Origin of the sequence: Streptomyces sp. NPDC050528 (assembly GCF_044457795.1) — a bacterium.
Taxonomy (GTDB): Bacteria; Actinomycetota; Actinomycetes; order Streptomycetales; family Streptomycetaceae; genus Streptomyces.
In genome coordinates this window covers 1,473,318-1,499,322 of sequence record NZ_JBITHH010000001.1, presented here as the reverse complement: position 1 = coordinate 1,499,322, position 26,005 = coordinate 1,473,318, and the positions used below count along the sequence as shown (strand labels likewise).

Below are 26,005 nucleotides of genomic sequence, written 5' to 3'. Positions count from 1 at the left end.
GCCAAGCAGGTCTCCGGCCCCAGGACCCCCGTATCAGACCCCAAGACTTACAACCCTGAGAGGGATTGACGCATAGTGCTCGACGTCAACTTCTTCGATGAGCTCCGGATCGGTCTGGCCACCGCTGACGACATCCGTCAGTGGAGCCACGGCGAGGTCAAGAAGCCCGAGACCATCAACTACCGCACGCTCAAGCCCGAAAAGGACGGACTCTTCTGCGAGAAGATCTTCGGTCCGACCCGGGACTGGGAGTGCTACTGCGGCAAGTACAAGCGCGTTCGCTTCAAGGGCATCATCTGTGAGCGCTGCGGCGTCGAGGTGACCCGCGCCAAGGTGCGCCGTGAGCGGATGGGCCACATTGAGCTGGCCGCTCCCGTCACGCACATCTGGTACTTCAAGGGTGTCCCGTCGCGTCTGGGATACCTGCTCGACCTCGCCCCGAAGGACCTTGAGAAGGTCATCTACTTCGCGGCGTACATGATCACGTTCGTCGACGAAGAGCGCCGCACGCGTGACCTGCCCTCGCTCGAGGCGCACGTCTCCGTGGAGCGTCAGCAGGTCGAGAACCGGCGTGACTCCGACCTCGAAGCCCGCGCCAAGAAGCTCGAGACCGACCTGGCCGAGCTGGAGGCCGAGGGCGCCAAGGCCGACGTGCGCCGCAAGGTGCGCGAAGGTGCCGAGCGGGAGATGAAGCAGCTGCGTGACCGTGCGCAGCGCGAGATCGACCGCCTGGACGAGGTGTGGACCCGGTTCAAGAACCTCAAGGTCCAGGACCTGGAGGGCGACGAGCTCCTCTACCGCGAGCTGCGTGACCGCTTCGGCACGTACTTCGACGGTTCGATGGGTGCCGCGGCGCTGCAGAAGCGCCTGGAGTCCTTCGACCTGGACGAGGAGGCCGAGCGCCTCCGCGAGATCATCCGCACCGGCAAGGGCCAGAAGAAGACCCGTGCGCTGAAGCGGCTGAAGGTCGTGTCTGCCTTCCTGCAGACCTCCAACAGCCCCAAGGGCATGGTCCTCGACTGCGTCCCGGTCATCCCGCCGGACCTCCGCCCGATGGTGCAGCTGGACGGTGGCCGCTTCGCGACCTCCGACCTGAACGACCTGTACCGCCGTGTGATCAACCGCAACAACCGCCTGAAGCGGCTTCTCGACCTCGGTGCCCCCGAGATCATTGTGAACAACGAGAAGCGCATGCTCCAGGAGGCCGTCGACGCGCTCTTCGACAACGGCCGTCGTGGCCGCCCGGTGACGGGCCCCGGCAACCGTCCGCTGAAGTCGCTGTCCGACATGCTCAAGGGCAAGCAGGGTCGCTTCCGTCAGAACCTGCTCGGCAAGCGTGTGGACTACTCCGCGCGTTCCGTGATCGTCGTCGGCCCGCAGCTGAAGCTGCACCAGTGCGGTCTGCCGAAGGCCATGGCGCTGGAGCTCTTCAAGCCGTTCGTGATGAAGCGCCTGGTCGACCTGAACCACGCGCAGAACATCAAGTCGGCGAAGCGCATGGTCGAGCGCGGCCGCACGGTGGTCTACGACGTCCTCGAAGAGGTCATCGCCGAGCACCCGGTCCTGCTGAACCGTGCGCCCACGCTGCACCGCCTCGGCATCCAGGCCTTCGAGCCGCAGCTGGTCGAGGGCAAGGCCATCCAGATCCACCCGCTCGTCTGCACCGCGTTCAACGCGGACTTCGACGGTGACCAGATGGCCGTCCACCTGCCGCTCTCCGCGGAGGCGCAGGCCGAGGCCCGCATCCTGATGCTGTCCTCGAACAACATCCTGAAGCCGGCCGACGGTCGTCCCGTCACCATGCCGACCCAGGACATGGTGCTGGGTCTGTTCTTCCTCACCACCGACGGCGAGCTCCGCGACGTCAAGGGCGAGGGCCGCGCGTTCGGCTCCACGGCCGAGGCGACGATGGCGTTCGACGGCGGCGAGCTGGCGCTCCAGTCGGCCGTGGACATCCGCTTCCCGGTGGGCACCATCCCGCCGCGTGGCTGGGTGCCGCCAGTCCGCGAGGAGGGCGAGCCCGAGTGGCAGCAGGGTGACACCTTCCGCCTGAAGACGACCCTGGGCCGCGCGCTCTTCAACGAGCTGCTGCCCGAGGACTACCCGTTCGTCGACTACTCGGTGGGCAAGAAGCAGCTCTCCGAGATCGTCAACGACCTGGCCGAGCGCTACCCCAAGGTCATCGTGGCGGCGACGCTCGACAACCTGAAGGCGGCCGGCTTCTTCTGGGCGACCCGTTCCGGTGTCACCGTGGCCATCTCCGACGTCGTCGTTCCCGAGGCGAAGAAGGAGATCGTCAAGGGTTACGAGGCGCAGGACGAGAAGGTCCAGAAGCAGTACGAGCGCGGTCTGATCACCAAGGAAGAGCGCACGCAGGAGCTCATCGCGATCTGGACCAAGGCGACCAACGAGGTCGCCGAGGCGATGAACGCGAACTTCCCGAAGACCAACCCCATCTTCATGATGGTCGACTCGGGTGCCCGAGGAAACATGATGCAGATGCGTCAGATCGCGGGTATGCGTGGTCTGGTGTCGAACGCCAAGAACGAGACGATCCCGCGTCCGATCAAGGCCTCCTTCCGTGAGGGCCTGTCGGTGCTGGAGTACTTCATCTCGACTCACGGTGCTCGAAAGGGTCTGGCGGACACGGCTCTGCGTACCGCCGACTCGGGTTACCTCACCCGTCGTCTGGTCGACGTCTCCCAGGACGTCATCATCCGCGAGGAGGACTGCGGCACCGACCGCGGCCTCAAGCTGCACATCGCGGAGCGCGGCGCGGACGGTGTCCTGCGCAAGGCCGACAACGTCGAGACCAGCGTGTACGCCCGTGCGCTGGCCGAGGACATCACCGTCGACGGCAAGGTGCTGGCCCCGGCCAACACCGACCTCGGCGACGTCCTCATCGACGAGCTGGTCAAGCACGGCATCGAGACGGTCAAGACCCGCTCGGTCCTGACCTGCGAGTCCGCCGTCGGCACCTGCGCCATGTGCTATGGCCGCTCGCTGGCCACCGGCAAGCTGGTCGACATCGGTGAGGCGGTCGGCATCATCGCCGCCCAGTCCATCGGTGAGCCCGGTACCCAGCTGACGATGCGTACCTTCCACACCGGTGGTGTGGCCGGTGACGACATCACCCAGGGTCTGCCCCGTGTCGTCGAGCTCTTCGAGGCTCGTACGCCGAAGGGTGTCGCCCCGATCTCCGAGGCCCAGGGCCGCGTGCGGATCGAGGAGACCGAGAAGACCAAGAAGCTCGTCGTCACCCCGGACGACGGCAGCGACGAGACGGCGTTCCCGATCTCGAAGCGTGCCCGTCTCCTGGTCAGCGAGGGCGAGCACGTCGAGGTGGGCCAGAAGCTCACCGTGGGTGCCACCAACCCGCACGACGTGCTGCGCATCCTGGGTCAGCGTGCCGTCCAGGTCCACCTGGTCGGCGAGGTCCAGAAGGTCTACAACTCGCAGGGTGTGTCGATCCACGACAAGCACATCGAGATCATCATCCGGCAGATGCTCCGCCGTGTGACGATCATCGAGTCCGGCGACGCCGAGCTGCTGCCCGGCGAGCTGGTCGAGCGTTCGCGCTTCGAGCAGGAGAACCGTCGTGTGGTCCAGGAGGGCGGTCACCCGGCCTCCGGTCGTCCGCAGCTCATGGGTATCACCAAGGCCTCGCTGGCCACGGAGTCCTGGCTGTCGGCGGCGTCCTTCCAGGAGACGACCAGGGTGCTGACGGACGCGGCGATCAACGCCAAGTCCGACTCCCTGATCGGCCTCAAGGAGAACGTCATCATCGGTAAGCTCATCCCGGCCGGTACGGGCCTGTCCCGCTACCGCAACATCCGGGTCGAGCCGACCGAGGAGGCCAAGGCCGCGATGTACTCGGCCGTCGGCTACGACGACATCGACTACTCGCCGTTCGGCACGGGCTCCGGCCAGGCCGTTCCGCTGGAGGACTACGACTACGGTCCGTACAACCAGTAGGCGAGCAGGCTGAGTTGAACTGAAGGGCGGTCACTCCGTTTCGTACGGGGTGGCCGCCCTTCGGCGTTGTATGAGCAGGCGTTGTCTCAGTGCGCGGTGATTTCGAGCGCGGTGACCACGACCGTCGCCACTGCGGCCAGCGCGCCGATGCTCGCCAGTGGCCAGCGGGACCGCTCCAGGGTGTCCAACCGCCGCTCGTGGTCGGCGAGTTGCTTGTCGGTCTGGTCGCTGCGCTGGACCAGCAGCGCGAGCGAGCCGTCGACCCGGGCGAACCCGGCCTCCAACGAGCCGCGCAGCCGCTCCAGTTCGAGGGCGACGGTGATCGCGTCGTTCGGATCAGTGTCGTTCATCGGCGTCCCCCGTCCGCAGCCACGCGGGCAACAGCGCCTGTACGGCGGGCAGGGCCATGACCCTGGTGACGCCGGCGGCGACGGCCAGGGCGCCGGCCACCCACGGGATCGTCTCGGCGACACCGGCGGCGTCGACGACCGCAGGAAGAAGGACACACAGGCCGACAGCGGTCTGGACTACGGTGCGGAGGGTTCGCTTGGCGGCCTCTGACATGGGTGGACCTTGCCTTTCCGTGGGGTTCAGGAGCTGTACGGGACCTTCAGCGCGGCCCAGGACGTGGCTCCCGGCCAGCCGTCCGCCGCGGTGCCGGTGTAGCCGAGCTTGCGTTGCCACTTGGCGTAGGAGGCCTTGTCCACGGTGGTCCACTGAGGGCCGGGGCCGGTGGTGTACGCCGAGCAGCCGACGGCGACCAGGCGCTTGCCCATCGCGGTGACGATCGCCGACTTGGGGTTCTTCTTGAACCAGTCGGCGCCGGGGAAGGGCTGGTAGGTGGGCTTGGCCGGTGGTGTCACCTTGGTGCCGAGGCGGGTGGTCACCCGGGTGCGGAAGTCGGCCATCGTGAAACCCCGGGGGTCGATCTTGGTGTTCGTCCACTCTTTGTGGCCGATCACCGAGTGGGCGTTCCAGCCGTGGGCTCGGCAGAGGGCGGCCGCGGCTCGGACCATCGCGTCCAGCTGGACTGCCGGCCAAGGGTCCTTGCCGTCGCCGAGGTTGACGCACTCGAAGCCGTAGAAGTGGACGTTGCCGTCCGTGTTGTTCTGGTTCGGGGCGGGGAGGGTGGGGCTCTGGGCGATGACTGCCTTCAGTACGTCTCCGTCGCCGCTGCCCGCGTGGTTGGCTCGGCCGTTGCCCACGAGGTGGACTGTGCCGTCCTTGGCGATGACTCCGTGGCAGAGGGGGCCGGGGAGGGCGGAGTGGCCGTTGAAGCAGAGGCTGACGGAACCGGTGGTGCCGGAGGTCACGGTGTGGTGGATGACCACGCCGTTGACCGGGCCCCAACTGCCCTTGCTGTTGCGGTTGTTGGTGCGCCAGCCGGAGTGTTCTACGACGGTGACGCCCTCGGCGCGCAGCGCGGCGACGAGGGCGTCGGCGGACAGAGGTGTGGACATGCGGTGGCTCCTTCGGCTTCGGGCGGATGCGGGTGAGGACAGACGAAAGCCCCGCGCCGCCGCCTGGGGGAGGGCGGCGGCGCGGGGCTCGGGGGAGGGGAGCGGGGGCGGGGCTACAGCACCGGGTCGACCCGGACGAACATCGTGTCGAAGGTGGCGGTGCTGGTCGCGTTGGCCGTCCAGAAGCACGGCACGGCGTTGTAGACCGTGCCCGCGGTGAGTCCCGTCACCAGGAACTGGGTCGAACAGGACGCCCTGTTGGTGCTGTTGACGACGGCGGCCCGGTCCTGGGACGAGGCCAGGAAGACCGACTTGTCGGAGGCCTTGTAGATGGTCGCGGACATGTAGGAGCCGTACGCCGCCGAGCTGTACATGTACGCGCCCAGGCTCACGATCACCTGACCGGTCGGCGGTGCGGTGAACGCGGCCGTGACCGCGGTGGTCGAGGAGTCGGTGAGCACCTCCACCGCCGTGGTGGAGACCGTCGTACCCGCGTCGTTGTTGAACTTGAAGACGGGGACGGGCGCGACCGGTGCCCACACCGTGCCGGTGTAGTGCGTGAGTTGGCCGGGACTGGACAGCCAGGCGACCATGCCGGCCACGGGTGTGGTGATCGCGTTGTCGCGGGCGGCGGCGGTGGCGTAGCGCAGGACCGTGCGGCCGTCGACCGCCTCGGCCATCGACTGGAAGTGCAGCGGCAGGTTGGCCGTGTCGGTGGGCTGGGGGTAGGGGAGCGAGCCGAGGGGGGTGTAGCCGGTCATGCGGTCTCCGTTTCTGATCCACCCGCGTCGGTGTCCGCGGCCGGTTCCTCCGTGCTGCTGACGGAGACAGCGGGCACGGTCTCCTGCGTGCCGTCGTCAGGCGCTTGCGGCTCCTCGGGCGGTTCCTCCATCGGCTCCGTCGCGACCTCCGTCACCGCGGCGGGTGCGGCGGTGACCGGGTCCGGGACCAGGTACTCGGCGAGCCCGCTGGTGACGGCGGCGGCGAGCTGGGCCAGCTGCTCGTCGTCCAGGGTGACCGGCACCGGTTCCGTCGGGTTCTCAGACATACGCCGACTCCTTGATCTGGCCCCAGGTGAACCCGGAGGCGGTGAGCGCGGCCAGGGTGGGGAAGGCCGAGGCCACGTCGGAGTAGCGGGACAGGGTCACGACGGCCGGGTCGGACGCGGTGTCGGGGGTCAGCCCGGTGTCGGCCGGTGTGCCGTTCGTGCGCGTGCCACGCAGGGTCAGGGTCTGCCGTACGCCGGTGTCGGCGGACTCCGTCGTGCTGATGCCGACCACCCAGGCCAGGGTGTTCAGCAGCGTGCCCGAGGTGTCGGTCAGCCGCACCACGTCACCGAGCTGGATGCGGGGGTCGTACAGCACCTCCACGTCGCCGATGACCGGCACGGGGTACAGCCCGGCGTTGTACATCGCGTCCGCGAGGGACTTGGCGGAGGCCAGGTCCTGGATCCAGTCGGTGCTCTCGCCGGTGTGCTCCTGGCGGCCGTAGTACCTCTCGCTCGCGGTCCCCGCCACATACGCGGTCGCCGACCGTTCCACGGGATCCGCCTTCGGCTTCAGCGTCATCAGGTAGACGGACGGGGTGCCGTCCTTCTTCGCCGTGTAGAGGGTCTGCGCGGTGCGGTTGGTGAACCGTACGACCAGATAGCCGTCCTCACGGCGGGTCAGCACGTCGACCGCGCCCTTGACCGCCGTGGTGCCGGCCGCGGTGGTGGCGAAGCGGACCTGGGAGCCGGCGGTGGTGACCGAGTCGTCGTCGGTGGCCGGCGGCCCGATGTCGAACTCCTCGTCCGCCATGACGTACGACACCGTCAGCGTGCCGTTCGCGGGGACGGACCGTACCGCCGTGTCGGTGTAGGTCGTGCCCTCGTCGACGCCGAAGTTCTCGAAGACCTTCGCGGGCTGGACGACGTAGTTGCGGCAGGCGTCGATCTCCTCGGTGAGGGTGAGCGAGGCGATCTCCCGTACCGAGGTGAGGGTGAGGTCCGCCGCCGTGGGTGTGGTGCGGAAGCGGGTGTGGTTGCGCCAGCGGAAGACACCGCGTTCGTCGAACTCGGCGGTCGACATGGCCGCCTTGGCGATCTGCCCGATGACCTCCCACTGCGATCCGGAGACCCGGGGCACCGCGTGCAGCGGGAGGATCGCGTCGTCGAGTTCGGCGGCCTTGGTCCAGGTGCCGGTCTGCGCGAAGACCGACGCCGACGGGAAGGCGCTCAGCCCGCTGGTGAGCTGGACGCCCTCGACGGCGACGCCGGTGACGAGCTTCAACTCGCGCAGTTCGGCGGCGGGTTGGATGCCGTACGGATGGGTGATCGGGAACGGCGCCCACTCCAGGACCGTGCCGTCGGGGCCGGTCAGCCGGGGCTGCACGGTGGGGTAGACGGTGTTGCCGGTGCTCACGCAGTCGAAGTAGGCGCCGATGTGCCAGACGCCCTTGAGGGCCTGGACGGCGGGCCAGTCGAAGTAGACGTGCAGGAGGTCGCCGCCGGCCGTGCCCGAGGTCATCTGGACCCGGCCGGTGGCGAAGTCGACGTTCATCGAGAGGGTGCCGGTGGCGCCGCCGGTGCGGTCCAGGACCAGTTCCGTACGGAACGTGTCGTCCGAGCCGACCGCGCAGTTCACCCAGGCCTCGACGAACAGCCGGCTGCCCGGCACGGTCACCCGGGAGCGCGGGAACCAGCTCGCCGTCACCGTGGTGGCGTCGGTGGGTTCGGCGGGCCCGGGCAGCAGGGCCATCTCGTGCGGGGCACCGTCCCGCGTCCAGGTGTAGTCGGCCGGGGCCGGCAGGGTCTCCGGCTGGCCGTACGGCGTGGCGAAACCGCCGTGCAGGGAGGCGTGGACGAGGGTGAGCGGCTGCCCCGCGACGAACTCCGGGTAGCGGGGCGGCGGTGCGGAGTGGAGGCCGGCCTGGCGCAGCAGCTCGTCCACGCACCAGGTGGCGGAGGCGACCGGCCGGCCGAGCCGGAATCCGGCGTACGGCTTCGGCAGCAGCGCGGGGCCGCGCAGCCGTTCGGCGCCGTCCAGGGCGGTGATCTGCACGGTGTCCGTACCGGCCTGCGCGGACCGGGAGCGGACGGTGCCGCGGAAGGCGGGCAGGGTCGTCGTGCCGACCCCGCCCCGGTGTACCACGGACTGCCCGGGGCGGGCGAGGTCGCCGGTGGCGCGCGGCGCCCAGGGGGCGTACAGCTCGGGCGCCAACGCCCCACCCGTACCGGACAGTTGGACCTGGAGCTGGGCCGCGGACGAACCGGAGAACGCCCGCATCGCGGCGGGCAGATCGGTCGCGTACGACCGCTCGATCTGCCAGGACTGCACCTGCGCGGAGACGTCCTTGCCGCCGAGCCGGGTGGTGTGCGCGGTGGTCCGTTCGCCGGCCGCGAGTGCGGCTTCGGCGGTGTCGTCAGCCTGTTGCACTGGATACCTCCACGAGGTCGAGGCCGATGGCGCGGTAGGGGAGGGGCCGGCCCGGGGTGTCGGTGTACCCGGTGACGGACATCGGGGGCAGGCCGTCGCCGGGGACGCCGTTCTCGGCCGTGCCGCCGTAGGTGAGGCAGGCGCCGGCGAGGGAGTACGTGCCGATCGCGCCGGGCATGGAGTACGGCGTCAGATAGCAGGCCCCGGCGGGCGCGGTGGCGGTGAGGACGCCGCCGGTCACGCCGGAGGTCGACAGCGCCACGCCGGTGCTGTCCCGCCAGGTGATCTGCACGGTCTGGGCACCGGACCCGGTGAAGGAGGGTGGCGGTTTGAACGACACCACGATGCCGGGAGAGACGGGGAAGAGACCGCTGAGCCAGCGCGGGTTGCGCCAGGCGGCCTTGCCCGCCGCGTCGGTGGAGTTCAGTACGTAGTCGCCGGCGGCTGTCGCGGAGATGGAACCGGCGCCGTTGCCGAGATACCACTGCATGCTCGCCAGCCCGGGGTCGCTGCGGCCCAGCGCCTGCTGGGGGTCGAGCACGTTGCCCGCGGCGGGGTCGACCACGGCGAAGGGACCGGCGCTCTCGACGCGGCGGGCGATGCGGTCCAGGGCACGGGCGTGCACGGGGGCGAGGAGGTCCCAGGCCAGCTTGAGCCGGCGGACGGGGGTGGGGTTGCGGGTGAGGGTGACCCGGCCGCCGAGAGAGGTGAACTCACTGGTGCCGAGGTCGGCGGTGCGGTCGAAGGACTTGGCGGCCTGGTCGATCTCGACCATGGCACCGGGCGGGCCGATCCAGAGGTTTCCCATGAGGGCTCCTGGGGTGGGCGGCGGTGTGCGGGCAGGCGGGAGGGTGGGCATGCGAGCGGGTTGGCATGCGGGCACGCGGGCGTGAAAAAAGCCGACAGCGGATGGGCTGCCGACTGCGGGGTGGGGCTGAACTACCGCCTGGCGAGCTGCCGTTGTCCCAGGAACACGGCGCGGGCGATCTGCTGCGAGTCGACCTGTACGACGACGGGTCGATCGGCGAGTTTCTCGACGGCGGCGGTGAGGGTGCGCAGGCCACCGCCGGAGCCGAGCATCCGTTCCAGCTTGCTGAGCGGGATCACGGCCTCGTGTTCACCGGCCTCGCCGAGGAGGGCGAGGGTGCCGCCGGTGCGGGCCTGGACGACCCCGCCGGCCGCGAGGCGGGGCACCGGGACGCTCAGGCGGGGGAAGGAGAAACCGCGTCCGCCGTACTTGGGGACCCAGTCGGGGATGCTGATGTGGATGCCGGCCAGGATGCCGAACAGGGCGTTCAGCGCCATGGCGAGGCCGGTCCACGGGGCGAGCATGGCGTTGCCGAGGCCCTTCAGCATCGGCCCCGCGCTCTTCACCAGCGAGCCGACCGCGCTGCCGATGTGCTTCATCGCGTACTCGACGCCCTTGCGCAGCACCGCGGTGATCTTGTCCATGTTGACGAACTGCGCGATGAGCGGCGTCAGCAGCGTCATCACCAGCCCGAACGGGCTCGCGGACATGGCCAGGTTGAGGCCCTTCTGCGCGAGCGAGGCACCCTTGAGGCCCTTGCCCAGGCCGCCCATCGACTTGCCGCCCTTGTCGGCGTTCTTGGCGGCCTTTCCTACGGAGGTCTCGACCGCGTCGGCCTGCTTCTTGACGGTCTGCAGCTCGCCGTGGGCGCCCTTGGCGGCGGACTTGAGCTTGTCCAGGGAGGACTTGAGCTTGTCGGTGCCGGTGCGGGCCTTGCCGAGGCCGCCGTCGGCGTTGGTCGCGGACGTCTTGAGCTTGCCGAGGGCGGTGTGGAGCTGGTCGGTGCCGGTCCTGACCTTGGTGAGGGCAGGGGTGGCCTGTCCGGCCGTCGACTTGATTCTGTTCACGGCGGTGTCGGCGTTGCCGGCGGCCTGACGCAGGGTGCCCACGCTGCCGGCCGCCTGACCGAGCGCCGTGCGGAATCTGCCCATGCTCGCAGCGGCCTGGTTCAGTGAATTCGCGAGACCCACGATGCCTCATTTCCTTGGGGTGGGAGGGGGTTCAGAGGACGCCTTCGAGTTGCTTGACCCGCTGTTCGAGCCCGGCCAGGCTCGCGCCGGCCCGGGTTGCCTGACCCGCGGCCCGCTGGGCGCTGTTGGTGGCGCTGCGCAGCAGGTTGTCCGCTCGGCCGGCGTCCTGCTGCGCTTTGCGGGCGTCGTCCCGCGCCTGGCCGGCCAGGGTCTTGGCCTGCTGGACGTGTCGTTTGATCTCGGTCTCGTAGTTCTTGACCTGTTCCCGTACGGCCTCCACACCGTCCAGGGCGTTCTGGACGGCCTGCTTCTGTTTGGCCTTGTCTTCTTTGTCCTGCTCGTTGGCATCACGGTGGAAGGCGCCGTTCAGCGAGAAGTTGGGGCCGATCTGCCGCCCGGCGAAGGTGAAGCCCTTCTCGTCCCACTTGAAGAGCGAGTGGTCCATCTTGAAGAGCTGGCTGCTCAGGGCGGTGGCCTGAAAGTCTCCCTTCGCCACGCTGAGCTGGAGGTCCTTGATCAGTTCCAGCTTCAACTTCGGAAGCTGCGCCGCGAGCACGGTGTTGGTCGTCTGCTGAGCCTGTTGAGCGGCCACCAGACGGGTTTGGTTCGGATCGAAAGGCTGAGAGGTCGCTCCCATGAATCCTCCTCGTGCGAATACGGGCAAAATGCAAAAAAAGGGGGCAATGGAAATGCCCCTGACCGGATCCGGTCAGGGGCGAAGCGGCGGCGGACGAGAGCCGAGGCCGGGTCAGGCGAGAGCGAGGACGACCTGGGCGGTGAGCCACGCGTCGAGGGCGGCGAGTCCGGCCAGCACGGGTGCGATCCACGCGAGGACGCGCCGGTGGGAACGGGTGGCCACGTTCAGGAAATCGGTCACCTCGGCCGTGGCCGGAGACGTCGGGTCGTACACGATGGGGAAGGTGCTGCCGGGCGAGAACGATGTCGAGGACACGCGGAACGAGTCCGCCTGGTGCTTCGTGCCGTCCGCGAGGGTGTAGGCGAAACGTACGGAGACAAGGTTCTCGCGCCATGACAGCGCGGTGCACTGTCCCGTCGCCGCCACACCGGAGGTGCTCAGGCGCAGGCACGCACGGTAACGGCGGAAAGCGTGGACGGTGACGACGCCGAGGCCTGTGCACGCGAGGGTCAGGATCAGCGCGTAGATGAAGGCGCCCGCCACGTCGATCCCCCTGTCGCACGTCGGCATCCGGTCGCCACATGATGTCGCAACCGCTGTGTGCTGTCGATGACTTGTGGGACGCCCGGAGAAGCTCTTCTTGCCGAAGAGGCCGCGTGCGATCTCGGTGGTGGTGCTGTCAGCCCGTCGGGCCGGACACCTCGACGAGGTCGAGGCTGATCGTGCGGTAGGGGAGGGGGCGGCCGGGGGCGTCGGTGTAGTTGGTGACCGACATCGGGGGCAGCCCGTCGCCGGGGACGCCGTTTTCCGCCGTGCCGCCGTAGGTCAGACACGCGCCCGCGAGCGAGTAGGCGCCGGCCGCGCCCGGCTTGGCCGTCGGGGTGAGGTAGGCGGCGTCGGCGGGGACGGTGCCGGAGACGGTCGCGCCGGTGGCGGTGGTCGAGCCGAGGTAGGTGCCGTCGGCCTTCTTGAAGTCGATGCCCACGCTGACGGTGCTCACCGCCGCGATGGCGGTCGGGGCGCGGAAGGACACCTGGAGGCCGGGGGTGGCGGGGAAGTTGCCGACGGTGTCGACGCAGCGCCAGGCCACCAGGCCGGTGGTGTCGGCGGCGGTGAAGAGGTAGGTGCCGGGTGCGCCCGTGGTCTCGGTGACCGCGCCGGTCGTCACCTTGAACCACTGGGCGAGGCCGGTGATCCCGGTGGCCCCGGCGCTGCCGAGCCCGGCGGCCTGGGCGGGGGCCAGGACGTTGCCGGCGGCCGGGTCGACGACGAACACCGGACCCGGGCGGTCGACGCGGCGGGCGATGCGGTCCAGGGCGCGCGCGTGCGCGGGGGCCAAGAGGTCCCAGGCCAGCTTCAGCCGGCGTACCGGACGGAGATCGCGGGTGAGGGTGGTGCGACCGCCGATGGACTTGTACTCACTGACACCGAGGTCGGCGGTGCGGTCGAAGGACTTGGCGGCCTGGTCGATCTCGACCATGGCGCCGGGCGGACCGATCCACAGGTTTCCCATGAAGTTCCCTTGTCGGTAGGCCTGTTGGGCACGTCCAAGCGTGCCGAGGGCAGAAAAAAGGGCCGACGGCGTGCGCGGTCGGCCGAGCCGCTACGACGGCTCGTCACCCGCCGGCGGTGCGGGGCGCCGGGCCGGGGCGGGCGGTGATGTCTGCTTCTGGCGGGGGAAGGCCAGGACCTGCGCCTGCGGGTCCCGGGCGGTGCGGGCTTCCTCGGCGCGGTGCTGTTGCCGGTGTTCCACGCAGTCGTGCCACCCCCGGCCGTACGCGGTGAATTCGCGGGCCTCGATCTCCGCCCGCGTCGTGATCACCAGGTCCGCCGGCAGGGCGTACCCCAATTGCCGGGTCAGCACCCGCCGCAGCTCGGCGGTACCGAGCTGTTCGCCGCCGCCCCGCGCCATGCCGTCGTCGTCCTTCGTCACGCGACCCCCACCCTCCACGCCGGCCGCGTTCCCGGCCGGCGACCGCACTGCCGTCTCTCTGCCGAACCCCTCGTTCGAACATGTGAACGATAACTCTTCGAGAGGATACATGAGCTGCCTGTGAGCGCCAGGGGAGCGAACGGGCCGGTCAGGCCACCTCGTACGTGCCGTTGACCCGGATGAAGTGGCCGCTCGCGAAGGCCGCGCCGAACAGTCCGCCGCTGCCGATCTGGGCGATCGCGGAGGACGTGGTCGACGACGGACCCCACAGGGTGTACGTCGTCGCTCCGCTGGTGGACGAGGGCTGGCAGGTGATCTGCGCACGGCCGCCGCCGCTGATCGCCATGCCGTTGAACTGGATCAGACCGCCGATCGGCCCCGTCGCGACGGGCAGGCTCAGGCCGTAAGCGCCGCTCCCGTACGTCGTCGAGGACCCGAACGCGGCGAACGCGGTGAAGTGGCAGACCTTGCCCACCACCGCGTACCTGCCGGTGAGGGTGCCGTCGCCGATCGCCGGGTTGGTCGTGGCGGCCGTCCAGACCGGGGTGTACGTGGTCCAGGCGCCGAGGGCGATCCAGGCCGTCCCGGTGTAGTAGCTGAGGGTGCCGGGCGTGGTGAGCCAGGCGACCATCCCCGCTGCCGGAGTGGCGACGGCGGCATCGCGTGCGGCGGCGGTGGCGTACCGCAGGACCGTGCGGGCGTCGATGCCCTCGGCGAGGGACTGGAGGTGCAGGGGGAGGTCGGCGGTGTCGGTGGGGGTCGGATAGGGCAGGTTGCCGAGCGGGGTGTAGGAGGTCATGGGGTGGCGTCCAACTCGTGGATGGGGAAGGGCTGTTACGGGGCGAGGCGGCGCGGAACCTGGAGCCCGGCGGGGGCCGATCGGCACTGCTCGGCCCTGCTTCGGCTCTACTGGGCTCCGCTCGACCCTGCTCGCCTCTATGCGAAGAACCGGGCGAGTTCGGCGGGGCTCGGGTTGTCTTCCGTCGCGGTGTCCGGCGGCGGGGCGGAAGTCCCGTGCGCGGGGGACGAGTTGTGCGTTTCCGGGCGCGGTACCGGCTTCGGGTACTCCAGCGGGTCGGCGTCCTCGTCCCGGTTGACCGTCGCGAACATCCAGTTCGCCTCGGCGAGTTGGTCGACGGCGGAGGCCAGCAGATAGTCGGTGACCGACCACTGGGCCGCCTCGCCGTGCAGGCCGTCCAGGGTCGCGCTGTCCCGTGGCAGGTGCTTGACGAGTACCGCGAGCCGGCGGGAGGAGAGCCGGCCGCGGTGCCAGTCGAGCAGATCCACGCCGTAGTGGCGGAGCAGATCCGCTTCGAGGGCCTCGGCGTGTTCGTCGACGAACACGCCGAGGCTCAGCCTTCCCCCAGGCCCAGCCCCGTCTCCTTGCCGTACGCCTCCAGGATCGCCGCGATGTCCTGCATCGTGACCTCGTGGCGGTCGAAGCGGGTGAACTGGGCATCGCCCATGAGCGCGCGCAGCAGGCCGTCCACGTCGTTGTCGTCCAGCTCGCGCAGGGTGCGCGCGGTCTTGCGGGACAGTTCGGTCGGGAGCGTGAAGGTGTCCTCGTCGAGGGTGAAGGACCAGGCGCGGCCGAGCGCCTCCTGACGCTGGGCGCGCGCGGCGCCGACGTCGAAGCTTGCCATGGAGCAACTCCTTGTGCTGGTACGGGAGATGGGCCGGGAGGGGGAGGCGGGGGGGGCCGGGGGAGGGTGTCCGGCCCCGCCCGCCGCTCAGGAGAGGTGGATCAGGAGGCGGCGTTGTACGCCGGGTCCTTCATCAGGAAGGTGGCCAGCGGCTTGGTGCTGTCGATCGAGAGCGCGGTGAAGGTGACGCCGAGCTTGATCGAGGAGGTGCGGGTGAGCGACAGCTCCTCGGTGTCGGTGACCTGGCCGCGGGCGACGACGAAGCGGTACGTGATGGCGGAACCGTCGGTGAACTCGACGCCCAGGGCCTTCTCGTTGAACTTCGGCTCGGAGGACAGGTCGTACTTGTAGATCCCGGAGCTGGTGGCCGTCTCCGCGGTCGCGTCGCCGCCCATGAAGAAGGGCAGCGTGTCTTCGTTGAGCTGGAGCATCTGGAACTTCAGCGTCAGGTCGCGGTCCGAGTAGATGAAGCGGGCCGGGGAGACCGACTGCCAGGTCTCGACCGGGTCCAGCTTGTCCTTCTTGGACAGCTTGATGCCGTCCACCGAGGTGTAACCGAGGTCCTTCCAGCCGGCCGCCCAGGCGGTGGTGACGTCGGTCGGCGCGGTCGTACCGACCGGGGCGACCAGGATGCGACCGGCTCCGGCGACGCGGATCTCGCCGGCGTTGTTGCCTGCCATGGGTAACTCCTTCTGAGGATGGGCGCGTCGGGACGCGTCCGGACATGACGAAGGCCCCGCCGAACGGCAGGGCCCGATCAGGGGGTAGGGGCGCTCAGGCGGCGGGACGGATGTGCAGCCGCACCGTGGAGTAGTAGCGATGGGCCGCCGACCGGTTCCAGTCGGGCAGCCAGCGCGGTCCGTCCGCCTCGGCGACATCGGAGACGTACGCCGTTCCGTACGACGTGCCGCGCAGCGCGAGCAGCGCCGAGCGGACCAGCAGGGCCAGGGTGTGGGCGCCGGTCTTGGTCGGGCCGTAGACCTCGAAGTCGACGAGGGGCTGGTCCAGGTGCTGGTCGTCGATCCAGGCCCCGCCGGAGCGGGAGACCAGGACGACCGGCTGGGTGCCGTCGAATCCGGCGGGCGGGACGTTGTCCACGGTCGCGGCGGCGAGTTCGGTGCGGTCGGTCAGGAAGTCGACGACGAGTCGTTCGACATCCGGGAAGGTGACCGTCGGATCGGCCAAGGTGCGGCCTCCCTTCGAGCGGGGGCGGGCGGGTTGTCGCGGGGGAACGCGGGAAGCTCTGCCGCTCCGTGGTTCCGTCGCGCTACGCGAAACGGCGGGGCCGGCCCGGTGTCAGGCACAGCTCCGCCGCTGCACCAACTGTGACATGTTGCGGGCGCGCGCGCAACCAATTGGGTTCCGGGGTGGCCGGCGAGTGTCGGTGAGTGCCGGGGACGGCGGTTGCCCCGCCGCGCCGGAGGGCGTGACGGGGCAACGGGTGGAGTGAGGTGGGTGGTTGCGTGCGGGGCGTCCGGTGTCCGCGATCTCGCTCCCGTACGTCGACTGAAGCCGGCCTGCGGGCTACGAGTCCTGCGGGACCGGTCGTGGGCCGAGTGCCAGCAGGACGAAGGTCGACGCTCGGACAACGACCCCGCCCAGCAAGGCGGTTGGGAAGCCGTCGACGTGCAGGCCGTCGCCCATCTTGCCGCTGAGCCAGGAGACGAGCAGCCAGATCAGGGTGTCCTGGACGATGCCGACCGCGCCCAGGGCCAGCAGCACGATCGGGTGGGCGCCCCTGATGTCGTCGGGGTAGGAGTAGATCAGCTGGTTCACGGCGGTGAAGACGATGCCGGCCACGAGCGCGTCGAACAGACGTGAATCGCCCAGCGCGTGGATGCCCGACAACAGGGCGGCGGCGAGCGCCACTCCCAGGTACGTGCCCAGTATTCGTCTGCCCCTCAAGGCGATCCCCCAGTCGCAGAAAGAAGATCGGCAGTGTATGCCGTACCGCGGACGCGTGCTCAGGGGTGGCGCACGGGCAACTCCCTTACCGGCGGCCCGAACGCGCCCGCCGCGCCTCCGTCAGCGCGTCCGTCCAGCCGGCGGCGTACGCACGCGACTCCCGGGTGAGCAGCTCCTCGTACACCTGGTCGAGCAGGGCCGTGCGGCCGGAGCCGGGGGCGTGCAGGAGGCGGGCGAGGCGCGTGTAGGTGTCGGTCGGCTGCTCCGGGGGATTGCTCGTGTCAGCTGTCGCCATGTCGGCCTGCTTTCCGATCTGTCCGCTGGGCTGGTGGTGCGGGAGGCGCTCCGGGGGCGCCCGAAACGCGTGTTCGAACTAGTGTACGAGTGATCCTGTGGTGCCGTCCTGGGTTTGCCGAGGAGTCTCTGTCGCTCGTGGTCCGGACCTGCGGTGATGCGGAATCCGGTGGAAGTTCCGCCAGGTTGGTGAAACAGGGTCCGCCCGTCCTCGCGCGGGGGTGCGCGCTGGGGCAGGGGACGAGAGCAAGGCTTACGGGGTGGATGCGGACGCGAGCGACGCGCGGCACGAGCATGCGATTCTCCAGGGCCACGAAGACGCCCGCGCCGACCGCGGACCACGCCGGACCAGTCCACCCTCGGAAGTTGCGCGGGTAGAGGAGCGGGGTGAGCGGGAACGGTCGGCGGCGGACGGGGTGCCGGTGCGGGGCGACGAGGGTGAGGCGCTGTCGCACCGGGGGCCGAACCGTCGTACGACGACGAGCCGGCACCCGAGCCCGCGGCCGACCCCGTACGGGACAAGGGTCGCCGCCCGCGGGAACCGTCCGAACCGCAGGGCGCCCGGGACGAGGACCGCCCCCGGCTCTCGGACCGGGCCCGGGGGAGGAGCGGGAGGAGAGCGGCGAGCGGGACGAACGGACGCCAGGGCCTCGCCGAGCCGGGGCCCGTACGAGTGCGCGGTGTCCGTACGGCCTGGCCTGCCACATCGGCGGCGGCTCAAGTGCGCGGGGGAAACGGGGAGTTGGTGGTGGGGGGCGAGTGGGGGGAGGGGCTGGTCCACGGTGACCTGGAACCTGGTGCACCCGTCGGCCCACGGGTGCCGTGCCTGCTCCGTCTGCTGTACGTGCCGTGCGATGACGTACCGCCGGTGAGGGTCAGTCCGCGCTCAGGGACGTCCCCGTTGCCGCTTCCGCCGGAATCCGCGCGCCCGCGCGACCGTGACCCTGCCTCGCCGTTGCGGCCTTGATCTCGACCTCGGTTTCGCTCGGCAGGAACTGTTCCACCACCTTGACGAACATCTCCCGTCGGTCGGCCGGCACCCCCAGCAGGTCCGCGACCTCCTCAAGGGTGGGGCGGCGGCCGAACTCGGTGCCGGGTGCGGGGGAGGCCAAGTGGTCGTGGGGGTCGGCCAGTTCCTCCGCGGTTAGCCGGCCGGAGCGGATGAGCATGTCGCGGACCGGCACGCCCAGTACGCGGGCGAGCCTGCGTGTGGTCTCCAGGTCCGGCATGCTCTGGCGCTGCAGCAGACGGGTGACGGCGGCGCGGTGGACACCCGCCTCGTCCGCGATCCGGGACTTGCCGCCGCCGCGCGGGCTGTCGATGTCGTAGCCGCGGTCGCGCATCAGGGCCTCGACCCACGCCGCGAACGCGTCCAGATCCTGGGTGGTCATGTCTGCTCGCTTTCTTCTGGATGGGGCGAGTTTAGCTTGCTTGCGCGCGCGGAATTACGTGCATGCGTGCAATTAGTGAGGAAAATCGTTGCCATGCAGGGGTGTTGGGCGTGGAGTGGGTGCCGGGAGTTTGGCATATGCATTGCGAGCGCGCACGCAATCTGTAAGGGTTGGGGCTTCGCTTCGCATGACTCGTTCACGTCGCCAGGGAGGCTCCATGCCCGAAGCCAGTTCCTCCTGCCCATCGGACCGCCGGCCGGACCGGCAGACCGCGCGGACCGCCGCCTGCGCCGGCCTCCCGCCCAAGGCGGTCTTCTCCAAGAAGGTCAAGGAGGCCGCCCCGGTCCTGCGGGCCTGCGCCCGCTGCCCGGTACGGCGGGAGTGCGAGCGGATCGTCGCGCCGGCCGACAACTGGTTCGACGGCGTCTGCGGCGGCCGTCTCTACCGCTCCGGGCGCCCGGTCGAGATCCCCGCGCACCTCATGCCGACCGCGCCGACCGGACCGGCCGCCTCGGCTGCCCTGACCGTCCCGACCGTGCCGACCGCTCCGGCTGCCCCGACCACTCCGACCACTCCGACCGCTCCGACCGCTCCGACCGCCCTGACCGTGCCGACCGCTCCGGCTGCGCCGACCGTCCTGACCGCGCCGACGACCCCGATTACTTCGGCTGCTCTGACCGCCTCGGCTGCGCCGGCCGTGCGGACTGGCCTGACCGCCTCGGCTGTGCCGACTGCACGGACCGGCCTGATCGCCCTGGCGGCCCCAACTGCCCGGTCGGCCCGGTCGGTGCGGCCTGCGCTGTCGACCACGCACGCTTCGCGGGGAGGCTCCCTTGCCTGATCCGAGTCCGGGGTCCGCCGCGGCGGACCCGACCACACAGGCCGCGCTCTGGATCGGCACGCTGCTCCAGCAGTTCCCCGAACTCGGCGTCGAACTCGCCCCCGGCCGCACCTCGCCGGCCCGCCGCGCACTCGCCCTGCCGCCCCCGGCCGACCTCGCCGACCGGCTTCGCGAGGAACGTGCGGAGGCCCTTCTCCTGGAACAACGGCACGGACTCGTCGCCCCCGGCCACAGCGCGGCCCCGCTGCGCCTGCACATCTCCGACACGATCCGGGACATCACCGACGGCGTCGTAGAACTGGAAGAGGCCGTGCGGGAGCGGCTCGGGCTGGCTCGTGTGCGGCGGGCGTCCGTGCCCGAGCGGTTGCGGCGGATCGCCGGACTGCTCGACGAGGTGGCCGGCGATGCCGTACTCGCCGCGCATGTACGGGACGAGACGCGGCGGATGGCTCGGCGCTGTGCGCGTGCGCTGGGGGACACCGAGACGGTCGTACGGGTGTCGGGGCGTTGCCCCTGGTGCGACTCGGTGTCGTTGCGGGCGTTCCCGGACCGGGGGGCGGTGCTCTGTGTGAACCCGGCGTGCCGTTGCTCGTTGCCGGACTGCGGCTGTCACGACGATCCGGCCTACCGGCACACCTGGGACGAGGGGGAGTGGGAGCGATGACGACATTCACCGGGGGCGGACTGCCGACGCTGATTCCCGGGCCGCTCGCCGCGCAGGAGGCCGGGGTCGCGCCCGCCACGATTCGCAAGTGGGTTCAGCTCGGGCGTCTGACGCCGGTCGGCAAGGCGGGGCGGGCCCAACTGTTCCGGCTGGAGGACGTGTTCGCGGCGGAACGTGCCGCCGGGGGCGGTCGCCGGGCACGTTGAGGGACGGCGGTGGAGGGCCACCCCGCTCCCCTCTATAGGGGGTTCAGGGATCTGTACGGGGGGCGGGGGTGGCCGACCTCTTTCGGTATCGGTGGGGAACCCGTGCCGTTTTCGGTGCGTTGGAGCATCATGGAGGCATTCGGTCTCCGGCGCCGGGGGAGGTGTTCCGTGTCGTACCCGACACCGTGGCAGGGGCAGTGGCAGGGACCGCACCAGCCGCCCCAGGGACCGAACGGGGCGTCGATGCTGGCCGCGACGGCGGACCGGGAGCGGACCGTGGACGTTCTCCGGGCCGGTTTCGCCGAGGGGCGGCTGCGGGAGGACGAGCTGGAGAAGCGGGTCGCCCGGGCCTACGACGCCCGTACGGTGGGCGAGTTGATGCTTCTGGTCGCCGATCTGCCGCAGGGTCCGCAGGTGCTGCCCGCCGTCCAGGCACCGCCGCCAGGGTTCCGGCCGGTGCCGCCGACGTTCCTGCCGCGCCCGGTGCCGCCGACCAACGGCAAGGCGGTCGGTTCGCTGGTCTGCGGACTGCTCATCGTGCCGACCCTGGGCCTCACCGGCATCCCCGCGGTGATCCTCGGCCACACCGCCCGCGCGGAAATACAGCGAACCGACGAGGGCGGCGACGGCCTCGCCCTCACCGGCCTGATCTTCGGCTGGCTCGCGGTGACGGGCTGGGCTCTGATGCTCCTCCTGATGATCGCGGCGACGGCGAGCTCTACGTGACGGTTCCCGTACCGGCTGGTTCCACCTGACGGTTCCCGTACCGGCGAGCTTCACCTGAGCGCTCCCGTACCGTGGATCCGTGAGCTCCGAGCCGTAGATTCGAAGATCGCGGACGAGGCTCGGCTTCGGCTTGGTTCCTGTCGAGCCGTGGGTGGCACCCATTTGTTTTGACCGCAGCGAATGAGGTAGGTACGCTCAGACCTTGTGCCTGGGGTGTGCCCTGGCTCTCGTGCGTGCCTTGAACCGCACTAAGGGAGCCGACACTGGCCACCGCAATCTGCGCCCCTTTTGCTTACCGGCGAAAGTCTGCGGGATTCGACACACCCGACCGCGTGGGTCGGCGACGTTCCAGGTTAGCTTCACCATCGGCACACAGAAACCGGAGAAGTAGTGCCTACGATCCAGCAGCTGGTCCGGAAGGGCCGGCAGGACAAGGTCGAGAAGAACAAGACGCCCGCACTCGAGGGTTCCCCTCAGCGTCGTGGCGTCTGCACGCGTGTGTTCACGACCACCCCGAAGAAGCCGAACTCGGCCCTGCGTAAGGTCGCGCGTGTGCGTCTGACCAGCGGGATCGAGGTCACCGCTTACATTCCGGGTGAGGGACACAACCTGCAGGAGCACTCCATCGTGCTCGTGCGCGGCGGCCGTGTGAAGGACCTGCCCGGTGTTCGCTACAAGATCATCCGCGGTTCGCTTGACACCCAGGGTGTGAAGAACCGCAAGCAGGCCCGCAGCCGCTACGGCGCCAAGAAGGAGAAGTAGAAAATGCCTCGTAAGGGCCCCGCCCCGAAGCGCCCGGTCATCATCGACCCGGTCTACGGTTCTCCTCTTGTCACCTCCCTGATCAACAAGGTGCTGCTGAACGGCAAGCGCTCCACCGCCGAGCGCATCGTGTACGGCGCCATGGAGGGCCTGCGCGAGAAGACCAGCAACGACCCGGTCATCACGCTGAAGCGCGCGCTGGAGAACATCAAGCCCACGCTTGAGGTCAAGTCCCGCCGCGTCGGCGGTGCGACGTACCAGGTTCCGATCGAGGTCAAGCCCGGTCGCGCCAACACGCTCGCGCTGCGCTGGCTGGTCGGTTACTCCCGCGCCCGTCGCGAGAAGACCATGACCGAGCGTCTGCTCAACGAGCTTCTCGACGCTTCGAACGGCCTCGGTGCGGCCGTCAAGAAGCGCGAGGACACCCACAAGATGGCCGAGTCCAACAAGGCCTTCGCGCACTACCGCTGGTAGTCGCAGACCCCATCGAGACCGAGAGAAGACTGAAGCCTTATGGCTACCACTTCACTTGACCTGGCCAAGGTCCGCAACATCGGGATCATGGCCCACATCGACGCGGGCAAGACGACCACCACTGAGCGGATCCTCTTCTACACCGGCGTCAGCTACAAGATCGGTGAAGTCCACGACGGCGCCGCCACCATGGACTGGATGGAGCAGGAGCAGGAGCGTGGCATCACGATCACCTCTGCTGCCACCACCTGTCACTGGCCGCTTGAGGACGACGACTACACCATCAACATCATCGACACCCCGGGGCACGTCGACTTCACCGTCGAGGTGGAGCGTTCGCTGCGCGTCCTCGACGGTGCCGTCACGGTGTTCGACGGTGTCGCCGGTGTCGAGCCGCAGTCCGAGACGGTGTGGCGTCAGGCCGACCGTTACGGCGTGCCGCGCATCTGCTTCGTGAACAAGCTCGACCGGACCGGCGCGGAGTTCCACCGCTGCGTCGACATGATCAAGGACCGCCTCGGTGCGGTTCCGCTGATCATGCAGCTGCCGATCGGTGCCGAGATGGACTTCAAGGGCGTTGTGGACCTGGTCCGCATGAAGGCGCTCGTGTGGTCCGCCGAGGCGGCGAAGGGCGAGATGTACGACGTCGTCGACATCCCGGCCACGCACGCCGAGGCGGCCGAGGAGTACCGCGGCAAGCTGGTCGAGGCCGTCGCCGAGAACGACGACGAGATCATGGAGCTGTTCCTGGAGGGCGTCGAGCCCACCGAGGAGCAGCTGTACGCCGCGATCCGCCGCGTCACCATCGCGTCCGGCAAGTCCAAGGGCGTCACGGTCACCCCGGTGTTCTGTGGCACCGCGTTCAAGAACAAGGGCGTCCAGCCCCTGCTCGACGCGGTCGTGCGCTACCTGCCGACCCCCCTGGACGTCGAGGCCATCGAGGGCCACGACGTCAAGGACCCCGAGGTCGTCGTCAAGCGCAAGCCGTCCGTGGACGAGCCGCTGTCCGCGCTCGCGTTCAAGATCATGAGCGACCCGCACCTGGGCAAGCTCACCTTCGTCCGGGTCTACTCGGGCCGCCTGGAGGCGGGTTCGGCTGTGCTGAACTCGGTCAAGGGCAAGAAGGAGCGCATCGGCAAGATCTACCGTATGCACGCGAACAAGCGTGAGGAGATCGAGTCGGTGGGCGCCGGCGACATCGTCGCCGTCATGGGCCTGAAGCAGACCACCACCGGTGAGACGCTGTCCGACGACAAGAACCCGGTCATCCTGGAGTCCATGGACTTCCCGGCGCCGGTCATTCAGGTCGCCATCGAGCCCAAGTCCAAGGGTGACCAGGAGAAGCTGGGTGTAGCCATCCAGCGTCTCGCGGAGGAGGACCCCTCCTTCCAGGTTCACTCGGACGAGGAGACCGGCCAGACCATCATCGGCGGTATGGGCGAGCTGCACCTCGAGGTGCTGGTCGACCGTATGCGCCGTGAGTTCAAGGTCGAGGCCAACGTCGGTAAGCCGCAGGTCGCGTACCGTGAGACGATCCGCAAGGCCGTCGAGCGCGTGGACTACACCCACAAGAAGCAGACCGGTGGTACCGGTCAGTTCGCCAAGGTGCAGATCGCGATCGAGCCCATCACCGAGGCCGACGGTCCGGCGTACGAGTTCGTGAACAAGGTCACCGGTGGCCGTATCCCGCGGGAGTACATCCCGTCGGTGGACGCCGGTGCGCAGGAGGCCATGCAGTTCGGCATCCTCGCCGGGTACGAGATGACGGGCGTCCGCATCACGCTGCTCGACGGTGCCTACCACGAGGTCGACTCCTCCGAGCTCGCCTTCAAGATCGCCGGTTCGCAGGCGTTCAAGGAGGCTGCCCGCAAGGCCAGCCCCGTGCTCCTTGAGCCGATGATGGCCGTCGAGGTCACCACGCCCGAGGACTACATGGGTGACGTGATCGGCGACATCAACTCCCGCCGTGGCCAGATCCAGGCCATGGAGGAGCGTGCCGGTGCACGCGTCGTGAAGGGCCTCGTGCCCCTCTCGGAGATGTTCGGCTACGTCGGCGACCTCCGCAGCAAGACCTCGGGTCGCGCAAGCTACTCGATGCAGTTCGACTCCTACGCCGAGGTTCCCCGGAACGTCGCCGAGGAGATCATCGCGAAGGCCAAGGGCGAGTAACACACACCGTTTGCACGCTTTAGGCTTGACACCGACCGCCGGGGTCCGAAGACCGGCAGCGGGACGAGAGATCGTCCCCGGAAACCGGGATCAGAACCCCGGCGGGCGGCATCCCAGCAAAGATCACCTGGCGCCGATGAGTAAGGCGTACCAGAACCACTCCACAGGAGGACCCAGTGGCGAAGGCGAAGTTCGAGCGGACTAAGCCGCACGTCAACATCGGCACCATCGGTCACATCGACCACGGTAAGACGACCCTCACGGCCGCCATTACCAAGGTGCTGCACGACGCGTACCCGGACCTGAACGAGGCCTCGGCCTTCGACCAGATCGACAAGGCTCCTGAGGAGCGCCAGCGCGGTATCACGATCTCGATCGCGCACGTCGAGTACCAGACCGAGACGCGTCACTACGCCCACGTCGACTGCCCCGGTCACGCGGACTACATCAAGAACATGATCACGGGTGCCGCGCAGATGGACGGCGCGATCCTCGTGGTCGCCGCCACCGACGGCCCGATGCCGCAGACCAAGGAGCACGTGCTCCTGGCCCGCCAGGTCGGCGTTCCGTACATCGTCGTCGCCCTGAACAAGGCCGACATGGTGGACGACGAGGAGATCCTGGAGCTCGTCGAGCTCGAGGTCCGTGAGCTCCTCTCCGAGTACGAGTTCCCGGGCGACGACCTTCCGGTCGTCAAGGTCTCGGCGCTCAAGGCTCTCGAGGGCGACAAGGAGTGGGGCCAGACGGTCCTCGACCTGATGGCCGCCGTCGACGAGTCGATCCCGACCCCCGAGCGTGACGTCGACAAGCCGTTCCTCATGCCCGTCGAGGACGTCTTCACGATCACCGGTCGCGGTACGGTCGTCACCGGCCGTATCGAGCGTGGTGTCCTGAAGGTCAACGAGACCGTTGACATCATCGGCATCAAGCAGGAGAAGACCACCACCACGGTCACCGGCATCGAGATGTTCCGCAAGCTGCTCGACGAGGGCCAGGCTGGCGAGAACGTCGGCCTGCTCCTCCGTGGCATCAAGCGCGAGGACGTCGAGCGCGGCCAGGTCATCATCAAGCCCGGCTCGGTCACCCCGCACACGGAGTTCGAGGCCCAGGCGTACATCCTGTCCAAGGACGAGGGTGGCCGTCACACGCCGTTCTTCAACAACTACCGTCCCCAGTTCTACTTCCGCACCACGGACGTGACCGGCGTCGTGACCCTCCCCGAGGGCACCGAGATGGTCATGCCGGGCGACAACACTGAGATGACGGTTTCGCTCATCCAGCCCGTCGCCATGGAAGAGGGCCTGAAGTTCGCCATCCGTGAGGGTGGCCGCACGGTGGGCGCCGGCCAGGTCACCAAGATCAACAAGTAGTCTTGGCTGCTTGTCTTGGCTGATCCGACCGGTCTCTGACTGGTAGGTCTCGAAGGGGCCCGTACGACTTCGGTCGTACGGGCCCCTTTGTCGTACCCGCCGCTCCCGGCCCGCTGTTACGAAACTATTCGGCGCGTACGA

Annotated in this window: 29 protein-coding genes; 9 read left to right on the top strand and 20 right to left on the bottom strand. The window is 69.2% G+C overall.

The genetic code is table 11. From position 1 onward, the window contains the following. Positions 1–75: 75 nt before the first annotated feature. The gene (locus tag ACIBK4_RS07020) at positions 76–3,975 is read left to right on the top strand and encodes a DNA-directed RNA polymerase subunit beta' (protein WP_328680157.1); all 3,900 of its coding nucleotides are present in this window, start codon (positions 76–78) and stop codon (positions 3,973–3,975) included. 86 nt (positions 3,976–4,061) lie between these two features. On the opposite strand, the gene ACIBK4_RS07015 is transcribed toward ACIBK4_RS07020, so the two are convergent. The 20 genes from ACIBK4_RS07015 to ACIBK4_RS06920 form a co-directional block, all read right to left on the bottom strand. Then, the gene (locus tag ACIBK4_RS07015) at positions 4,062–4,325 is read right to left on the bottom strand and encodes a hypothetical protein (RefSeq protein WP_369186288.1); all 264 of its coding nucleotides are present in this window, start codon (positions 4,323–4,325) and stop codon (positions 4,062–4,064) included. After that, positions 4,312–4,539 carry a hypothetical protein gene (locus ACIBK4_RS07010; RefSeq protein WP_398992795.1) on the bottom strand — a complete coding sequence of 76 codons (228 nt, stop codon included), beginning with the start codon at positions 4,537–4,539 and terminating at the stop codon, positions 4,312–4,314. The genes ACIBK4_RS07015 and ACIBK4_RS07010 overlap by 14 nt, the downstream gene beginning before the upstream one ends. A gap of 26 nt (positions 4,540–4,565) precedes the next feature. After that, the gene (locus ACIBK4_RS07005) at positions 4,566–5,435 is read right to left on the bottom strand and encodes a peptidoglycan-binding protein (protein WP_398992793.1); all 870 of its coding nucleotides are present in this window, start codon (positions 5,433–5,435) and stop codon (positions 4,566–4,568) included. A 113-nt stretch (positions 5,436–5,548) separates the two neighbouring features. Next, on the bottom strand, positions 5,549–6,196 hold the full coding sequence (locus ACIBK4_RS07000; RefSeq protein ID WP_398992791.1) for a hypothetical protein: 648 nt from the start codon (positions 6,194–6,196) through the stop codon (positions 5,549–5,551). Next, complete coding sequence (locus ACIBK4_RS06995; RefSeq protein WP_398992789.1) at positions 6,193–6,483, bottom strand: hypothetical protein; 291 nt, start codon at positions 6,481–6,483, stop codon at positions 6,193–6,195. Before ACIBK4_RS06995 ends, ACIBK4_RS07000 begins: the two co-directional genes overlap by 4 nt. Further along, positions 6,476–8,851 carry a hypothetical protein gene (locus ACIBK4_RS06990; RefSeq protein ID WP_398992787.1) on the bottom strand — a complete coding sequence of 792 codons (2,376 nt, stop codon included), beginning with the start codon at positions 8,849–8,851 and terminating at the stop codon, positions 6,476–6,478. Before ACIBK4_RS06990 ends, ACIBK4_RS06995 begins: the two co-directional genes overlap by 8 nt. Then, positions 8,838–9,659 (bottom strand): hypothetical protein, encoded by an 822-nt coding sequence (locus tag ACIBK4_RS06985; RefSeq protein WP_398992785.1) that lies wholly within the window; start codon positions 9,657–9,659, stop codon positions 8,838–8,840. Before ACIBK4_RS06985 ends, ACIBK4_RS06990 begins: the two co-directional genes overlap by 14 nt. Positions 9,660–9,790: 131 nt before the next feature. Continuing rightward, on the bottom strand, positions 9,791–10,849 hold the full coding sequence (locus tag ACIBK4_RS06980) for a hypothetical protein (RefSeq protein ID WP_398992783.1): 1,059 nt from the start codon (positions 10,847–10,849) through the stop codon (positions 9,791–9,793). Between the two features lie 31 nt (positions 10,850–10,880). Further along, positions 10,881–11,486: a hypothetical protein gene (locus tag ACIBK4_RS06975; protein ID WP_398992781.1), complete on the bottom strand. Its 606-nt coding sequence runs from the start codon at positions 11,484–11,486 to the stop codon at positions 10,881–10,883. Positions 11,487–11,597: 111 nt separating this feature from the next. Continuing rightward, positions 11,598–12,029: a DUF3592 domain-containing protein gene (locus ACIBK4_RS06970; RefSeq protein WP_398992779.1), complete on the bottom strand. Its 432-nt coding sequence runs from the start codon at positions 12,027–12,029 to the stop codon at positions 11,598–11,600. Between the two features lie 136 nt (positions 12,030–12,165). Beyond that, positions 12,166–12,999: a hypothetical protein gene (locus tag ACIBK4_RS06965; protein ID WP_398992777.1), complete on the bottom strand. Its 834-nt coding sequence runs from the start codon at positions 12,997–12,999 to the stop codon at positions 12,166–12,168. Positions 13,000–13,089: 90 nt separating this feature from the next. Next, entirely contained in the window at positions 13,090–13,419 is a 330-nt protein-coding gene (locus ACIBK4_RS06960; RefSeq protein WP_398992775.1) for a hypothetical protein, read from the bottom strand. 148 nt (positions 13,420–13,567) lie between these two features. Further along, positions 13,568–14,218 carry a hypothetical protein gene (locus ACIBK4_RS06955; RefSeq protein ID WP_398992773.1) on the bottom strand — a complete coding sequence of 217 codons (651 nt, stop codon included), beginning with the start codon at positions 14,216–14,218 and terminating at the stop codon, positions 13,568–13,570. A 137-nt stretch (positions 14,219–14,355) separates the two neighbouring features. Continuing rightward, positions 14,356–14,706 carry a hypothetical protein gene (locus ACIBK4_RS06950; protein ID WP_398992994.1) on the bottom strand — a complete coding sequence of 117 codons (351 nt, stop codon included), beginning with the start codon at positions 14,704–14,706 and terminating at the stop codon, positions 14,356–14,358. A gap of 65 nt (positions 14,707–14,771) precedes the next feature. Then, entirely contained in the window at positions 14,772–15,062 is a 291-nt protein-coding gene (locus ACIBK4_RS06945) for a hypothetical protein (protein ID WP_398992771.1), read from the bottom strand. Between the two features lie 101 nt (positions 15,063–15,163). After that, the gene (locus ACIBK4_RS06940) at positions 15,164–15,742 is read right to left on the bottom strand and encodes a phage tail protein (protein WP_398992769.1); all 579 of its coding nucleotides are present in this window, start codon (positions 15,740–15,742) and stop codon (positions 15,164–15,166) included. 94 nt (positions 15,743–15,836) lie between these two features. Continuing rightward, positions 15,837–16,247: a hypothetical protein gene (locus ACIBK4_RS06935; protein ID WP_398992767.1), complete on the bottom strand. Its 411-nt coding sequence runs from the start codon at positions 16,245–16,247 to the stop codon at positions 15,837–15,839. A gap of 339 nt (positions 16,248–16,586) precedes the next feature. After that, positions 16,587–16,967, bottom strand: coding sequence for a phage holin family protein (locus tag ACIBK4_RS06930; protein ID WP_398992765.1), 381 nt, complete (start codon positions 16,965–16,967; stop codon positions 16,587–16,589). An 85-nt stretch (positions 16,968–17,052) separates the two neighbouring features. Further along, positions 17,053–17,262, bottom strand: coding sequence for a hypothetical protein (locus tag ACIBK4_RS06925; protein WP_266860972.1), 210 nt, complete (start codon positions 17,260–17,262; stop codon positions 17,053–17,055). 874 nt (positions 17,263–18,136) lie between these two features. Beyond that, positions 18,137–18,652 (bottom strand): helix-turn-helix domain-containing protein, encoded by a 516-nt coding sequence (locus ACIBK4_RS06920; protein ID WP_398992763.1) that lies wholly within the window; start codon positions 18,650–18,652, stop codon positions 18,137–18,139. A gap of 217 nt (positions 18,653–18,869) precedes the next feature. Here ACIBK4_RS06920 and ACIBK4_RS06915 point away from each other — a divergent pair, with 217 nt between their 5' ends. The 8 genes from ACIBK4_RS06915 (at position 18,870) to tuf (ending at position 25,864) form a co-directional block, all read left to right on the top strand. Then, a complete protein-coding gene (locus ACIBK4_RS06915; RefSeq protein ID WP_398992762.1) occupies positions 18,870–19,493 on the top strand; it encodes a WhiB family transcriptional regulator in 624 nt (207 codons plus the stop codon). Next, a complete protein-coding gene (locus ACIBK4_RS06910) occupies positions 19,486–20,157 on the top strand; it encodes a hypothetical protein (protein ID WP_398992761.1) in 672 nt (223 codons plus the stop codon). Before ACIBK4_RS06915 ends, ACIBK4_RS06910 begins: the two co-directional genes overlap by 8 nt. After that, the gene (locus ACIBK4_RS06905) at positions 20,154–20,363 is read left to right on the top strand and encodes a hypothetical protein (RefSeq protein WP_398992759.1); all 210 of its coding nucleotides are present in this window, start codon (positions 20,154–20,156) and stop codon (positions 20,361–20,363) included. Before ACIBK4_RS06910 ends, ACIBK4_RS06905 begins: the two co-directional genes overlap by 4 nt. 168 nt (positions 20,364–20,531) lie before the next feature. After that, positions 20,532–21,089: a DUF1707 and DUF4190 domain-containing protein gene (locus ACIBK4_RS06900; protein WP_398992757.1), complete on the top strand. Its 558-nt coding sequence runs from the start codon at positions 20,532–20,534 to the stop codon at positions 21,087–21,089. Positions 21,090–21,479: 390 nt separating this feature from the next. Next, complete coding sequence (gene rpsL / locus ACIBK4_RS06895) at positions 21,480–21,851, top strand: 30S ribosomal protein S12 (protein WP_003948652.1); 372 nt, start codon at positions 21,480–21,482, stop codon at positions 21,849–21,851. A gap of 3 nt (positions 21,852–21,854) precedes the next feature. Continuing rightward, complete coding sequence (gene rpsG, locus ACIBK4_RS06890) at positions 21,855–22,325, top strand: 30S ribosomal protein S7 (protein ID WP_005481264.1); 471 nt, start codon at positions 21,855–21,857, stop codon at positions 22,323–22,325. A gap of 39 nt (positions 22,326–22,364) precedes the next feature. After that, on the top strand, positions 22,365–24,494 hold the full coding sequence (fusA, locus tag ACIBK4_RS06885; protein ID WP_328830998.1) for an elongation factor G: 2,130 nt from the start codon (positions 22,365–22,367) through the stop codon (positions 24,492–24,494). Between the two features lie 176 nt (positions 24,495–24,670). Further along, positions 24,671–25,864 (top strand): elongation factor Tu, encoded by a 1,194-nt coding sequence (tuf, locus tag ACIBK4_RS06880; RefSeq protein ID WP_019072299.1) that lies wholly within the window; start codon positions 24,671–24,673, stop codon positions 25,862–25,864. Positions 25,865–26,005 lie beyond the last annotated feature (141 nt).

Bases quoted from the DNA above. Each gene is read 5' to 3' on its own strand.
- ACIBK4_RS07015 (WP_369186288.1), bottom strand. From the start codon at position 4,325: ATGAACGACACTGATCCGAACGACGCGATCACCGTCGCCCTCGAACTG.
- ACIBK4_RS07010 (WP_398992795.1), bottom strand. From the start codon at position 4,539: ATGTCAGAGGCCGCCAAGCGAACCCTCCGCACCGTAGTCCAGACCGCT.
- ACIBK4_RS07005 (WP_398992793.1), bottom strand. From the start codon at position 5,435: ATGTCCACACCTCTGTCCGCCGACGCCCTCGTCGCCGCGCTGCGCGCC.
- ACIBK4_RS07000 (WP_398992791.1), bottom strand. From the start codon at position 6,196: ATGACCGGCTACACCCCCCTCGGCTCGCTCCCCTACCCCCAGCCCACC.
- ACIBK4_RS06995 (WP_398992789.1), bottom strand. From the start codon at position 6,483: ATGTCTGAGAACCCGACGGAACCGGTGCCGGTCACCCTGGACGACGAG.
- ACIBK4_RS06985 (WP_398992785.1), bottom strand. From the start codon at position 9,659: ATGGGAAACCTCTGGATCGGCCCGCCCGGTGCCATGGTCGAGATCGAC.
- ACIBK4_RS06975 (WP_398992781.1), bottom strand. From the start codon at position 11,486: ATGGGAGCGACCTCTCAGCCTTTCGATCCGAACCAAACCCGTCTGGTG.
- ACIBK4_RS06965 (WP_398992777.1), bottom strand. From the start codon at position 12,999: ATGGGAAACCTGTGGATCGGTCCGCCCGGCGCCATGGTCGAGATCGAC.
- ACIBK4_RS06955 (WP_398992773.1), bottom strand. From the start codon at position 14,218: ATGACCTCCTACACCCCGCTCGGCAACCTGCCCTATCCGACCCCCACC.
- ACIBK4_RS06945 (WP_398992771.1), bottom strand. From the start codon at position 15,062: ATGGCAAGCTTCGACGTCGGCGCCGCGCGCGCCCAGCGTCAGGAGGCG.
- ACIBK4_RS06940 (WP_398992769.1), bottom strand. From the start codon at position 15,742: ATGGCAGGCAACAACGCCGGCGAGATCCGCGTCGCCGGAGCCGGTCGC.
- ACIBK4_RS06925 (WP_266860972.1), bottom strand. From the start codon at position 17,262: ATGGCGACAGCTGACACGAGCAATCCCCCGGAGCAGCCGACCGACACC.
- ACIBK4_RS06920 (WP_398992763.1), bottom strand. From the start codon at position 18,652: ATGACCACCCAGGATCTGGACGCGTTCGCGGCGTGGGTCGAGGCCCTG.
- ACIBK4_RS06915 (WP_398992762.1), top strand. From the start codon at position 18,870: ATGCCCGAAGCCAGTTCCTCCTGCCCATCGGACCGCCGGCCGGACCGG.
- ACIBK4_RS06905 (WP_398992759.1), top strand. From the start codon at position 20,154: ATGACGACATTCACCGGGGGCGGACTGCCGACGCTGATTCCCGGGCCG.
- rpsG (WP_005481264.1), top strand. From the start codon at position 21,855: ATGCCTCGTAAGGGCCCCGCCCCGAAGCGCCCGGTCATCATCGACCCG.
- fusA (WP_328830998.1), top strand. From the start codon at position 22,365: ATGGCTACCACTTCACTTGACCTGGCCAAGGTCCGCAACATCGGGATC.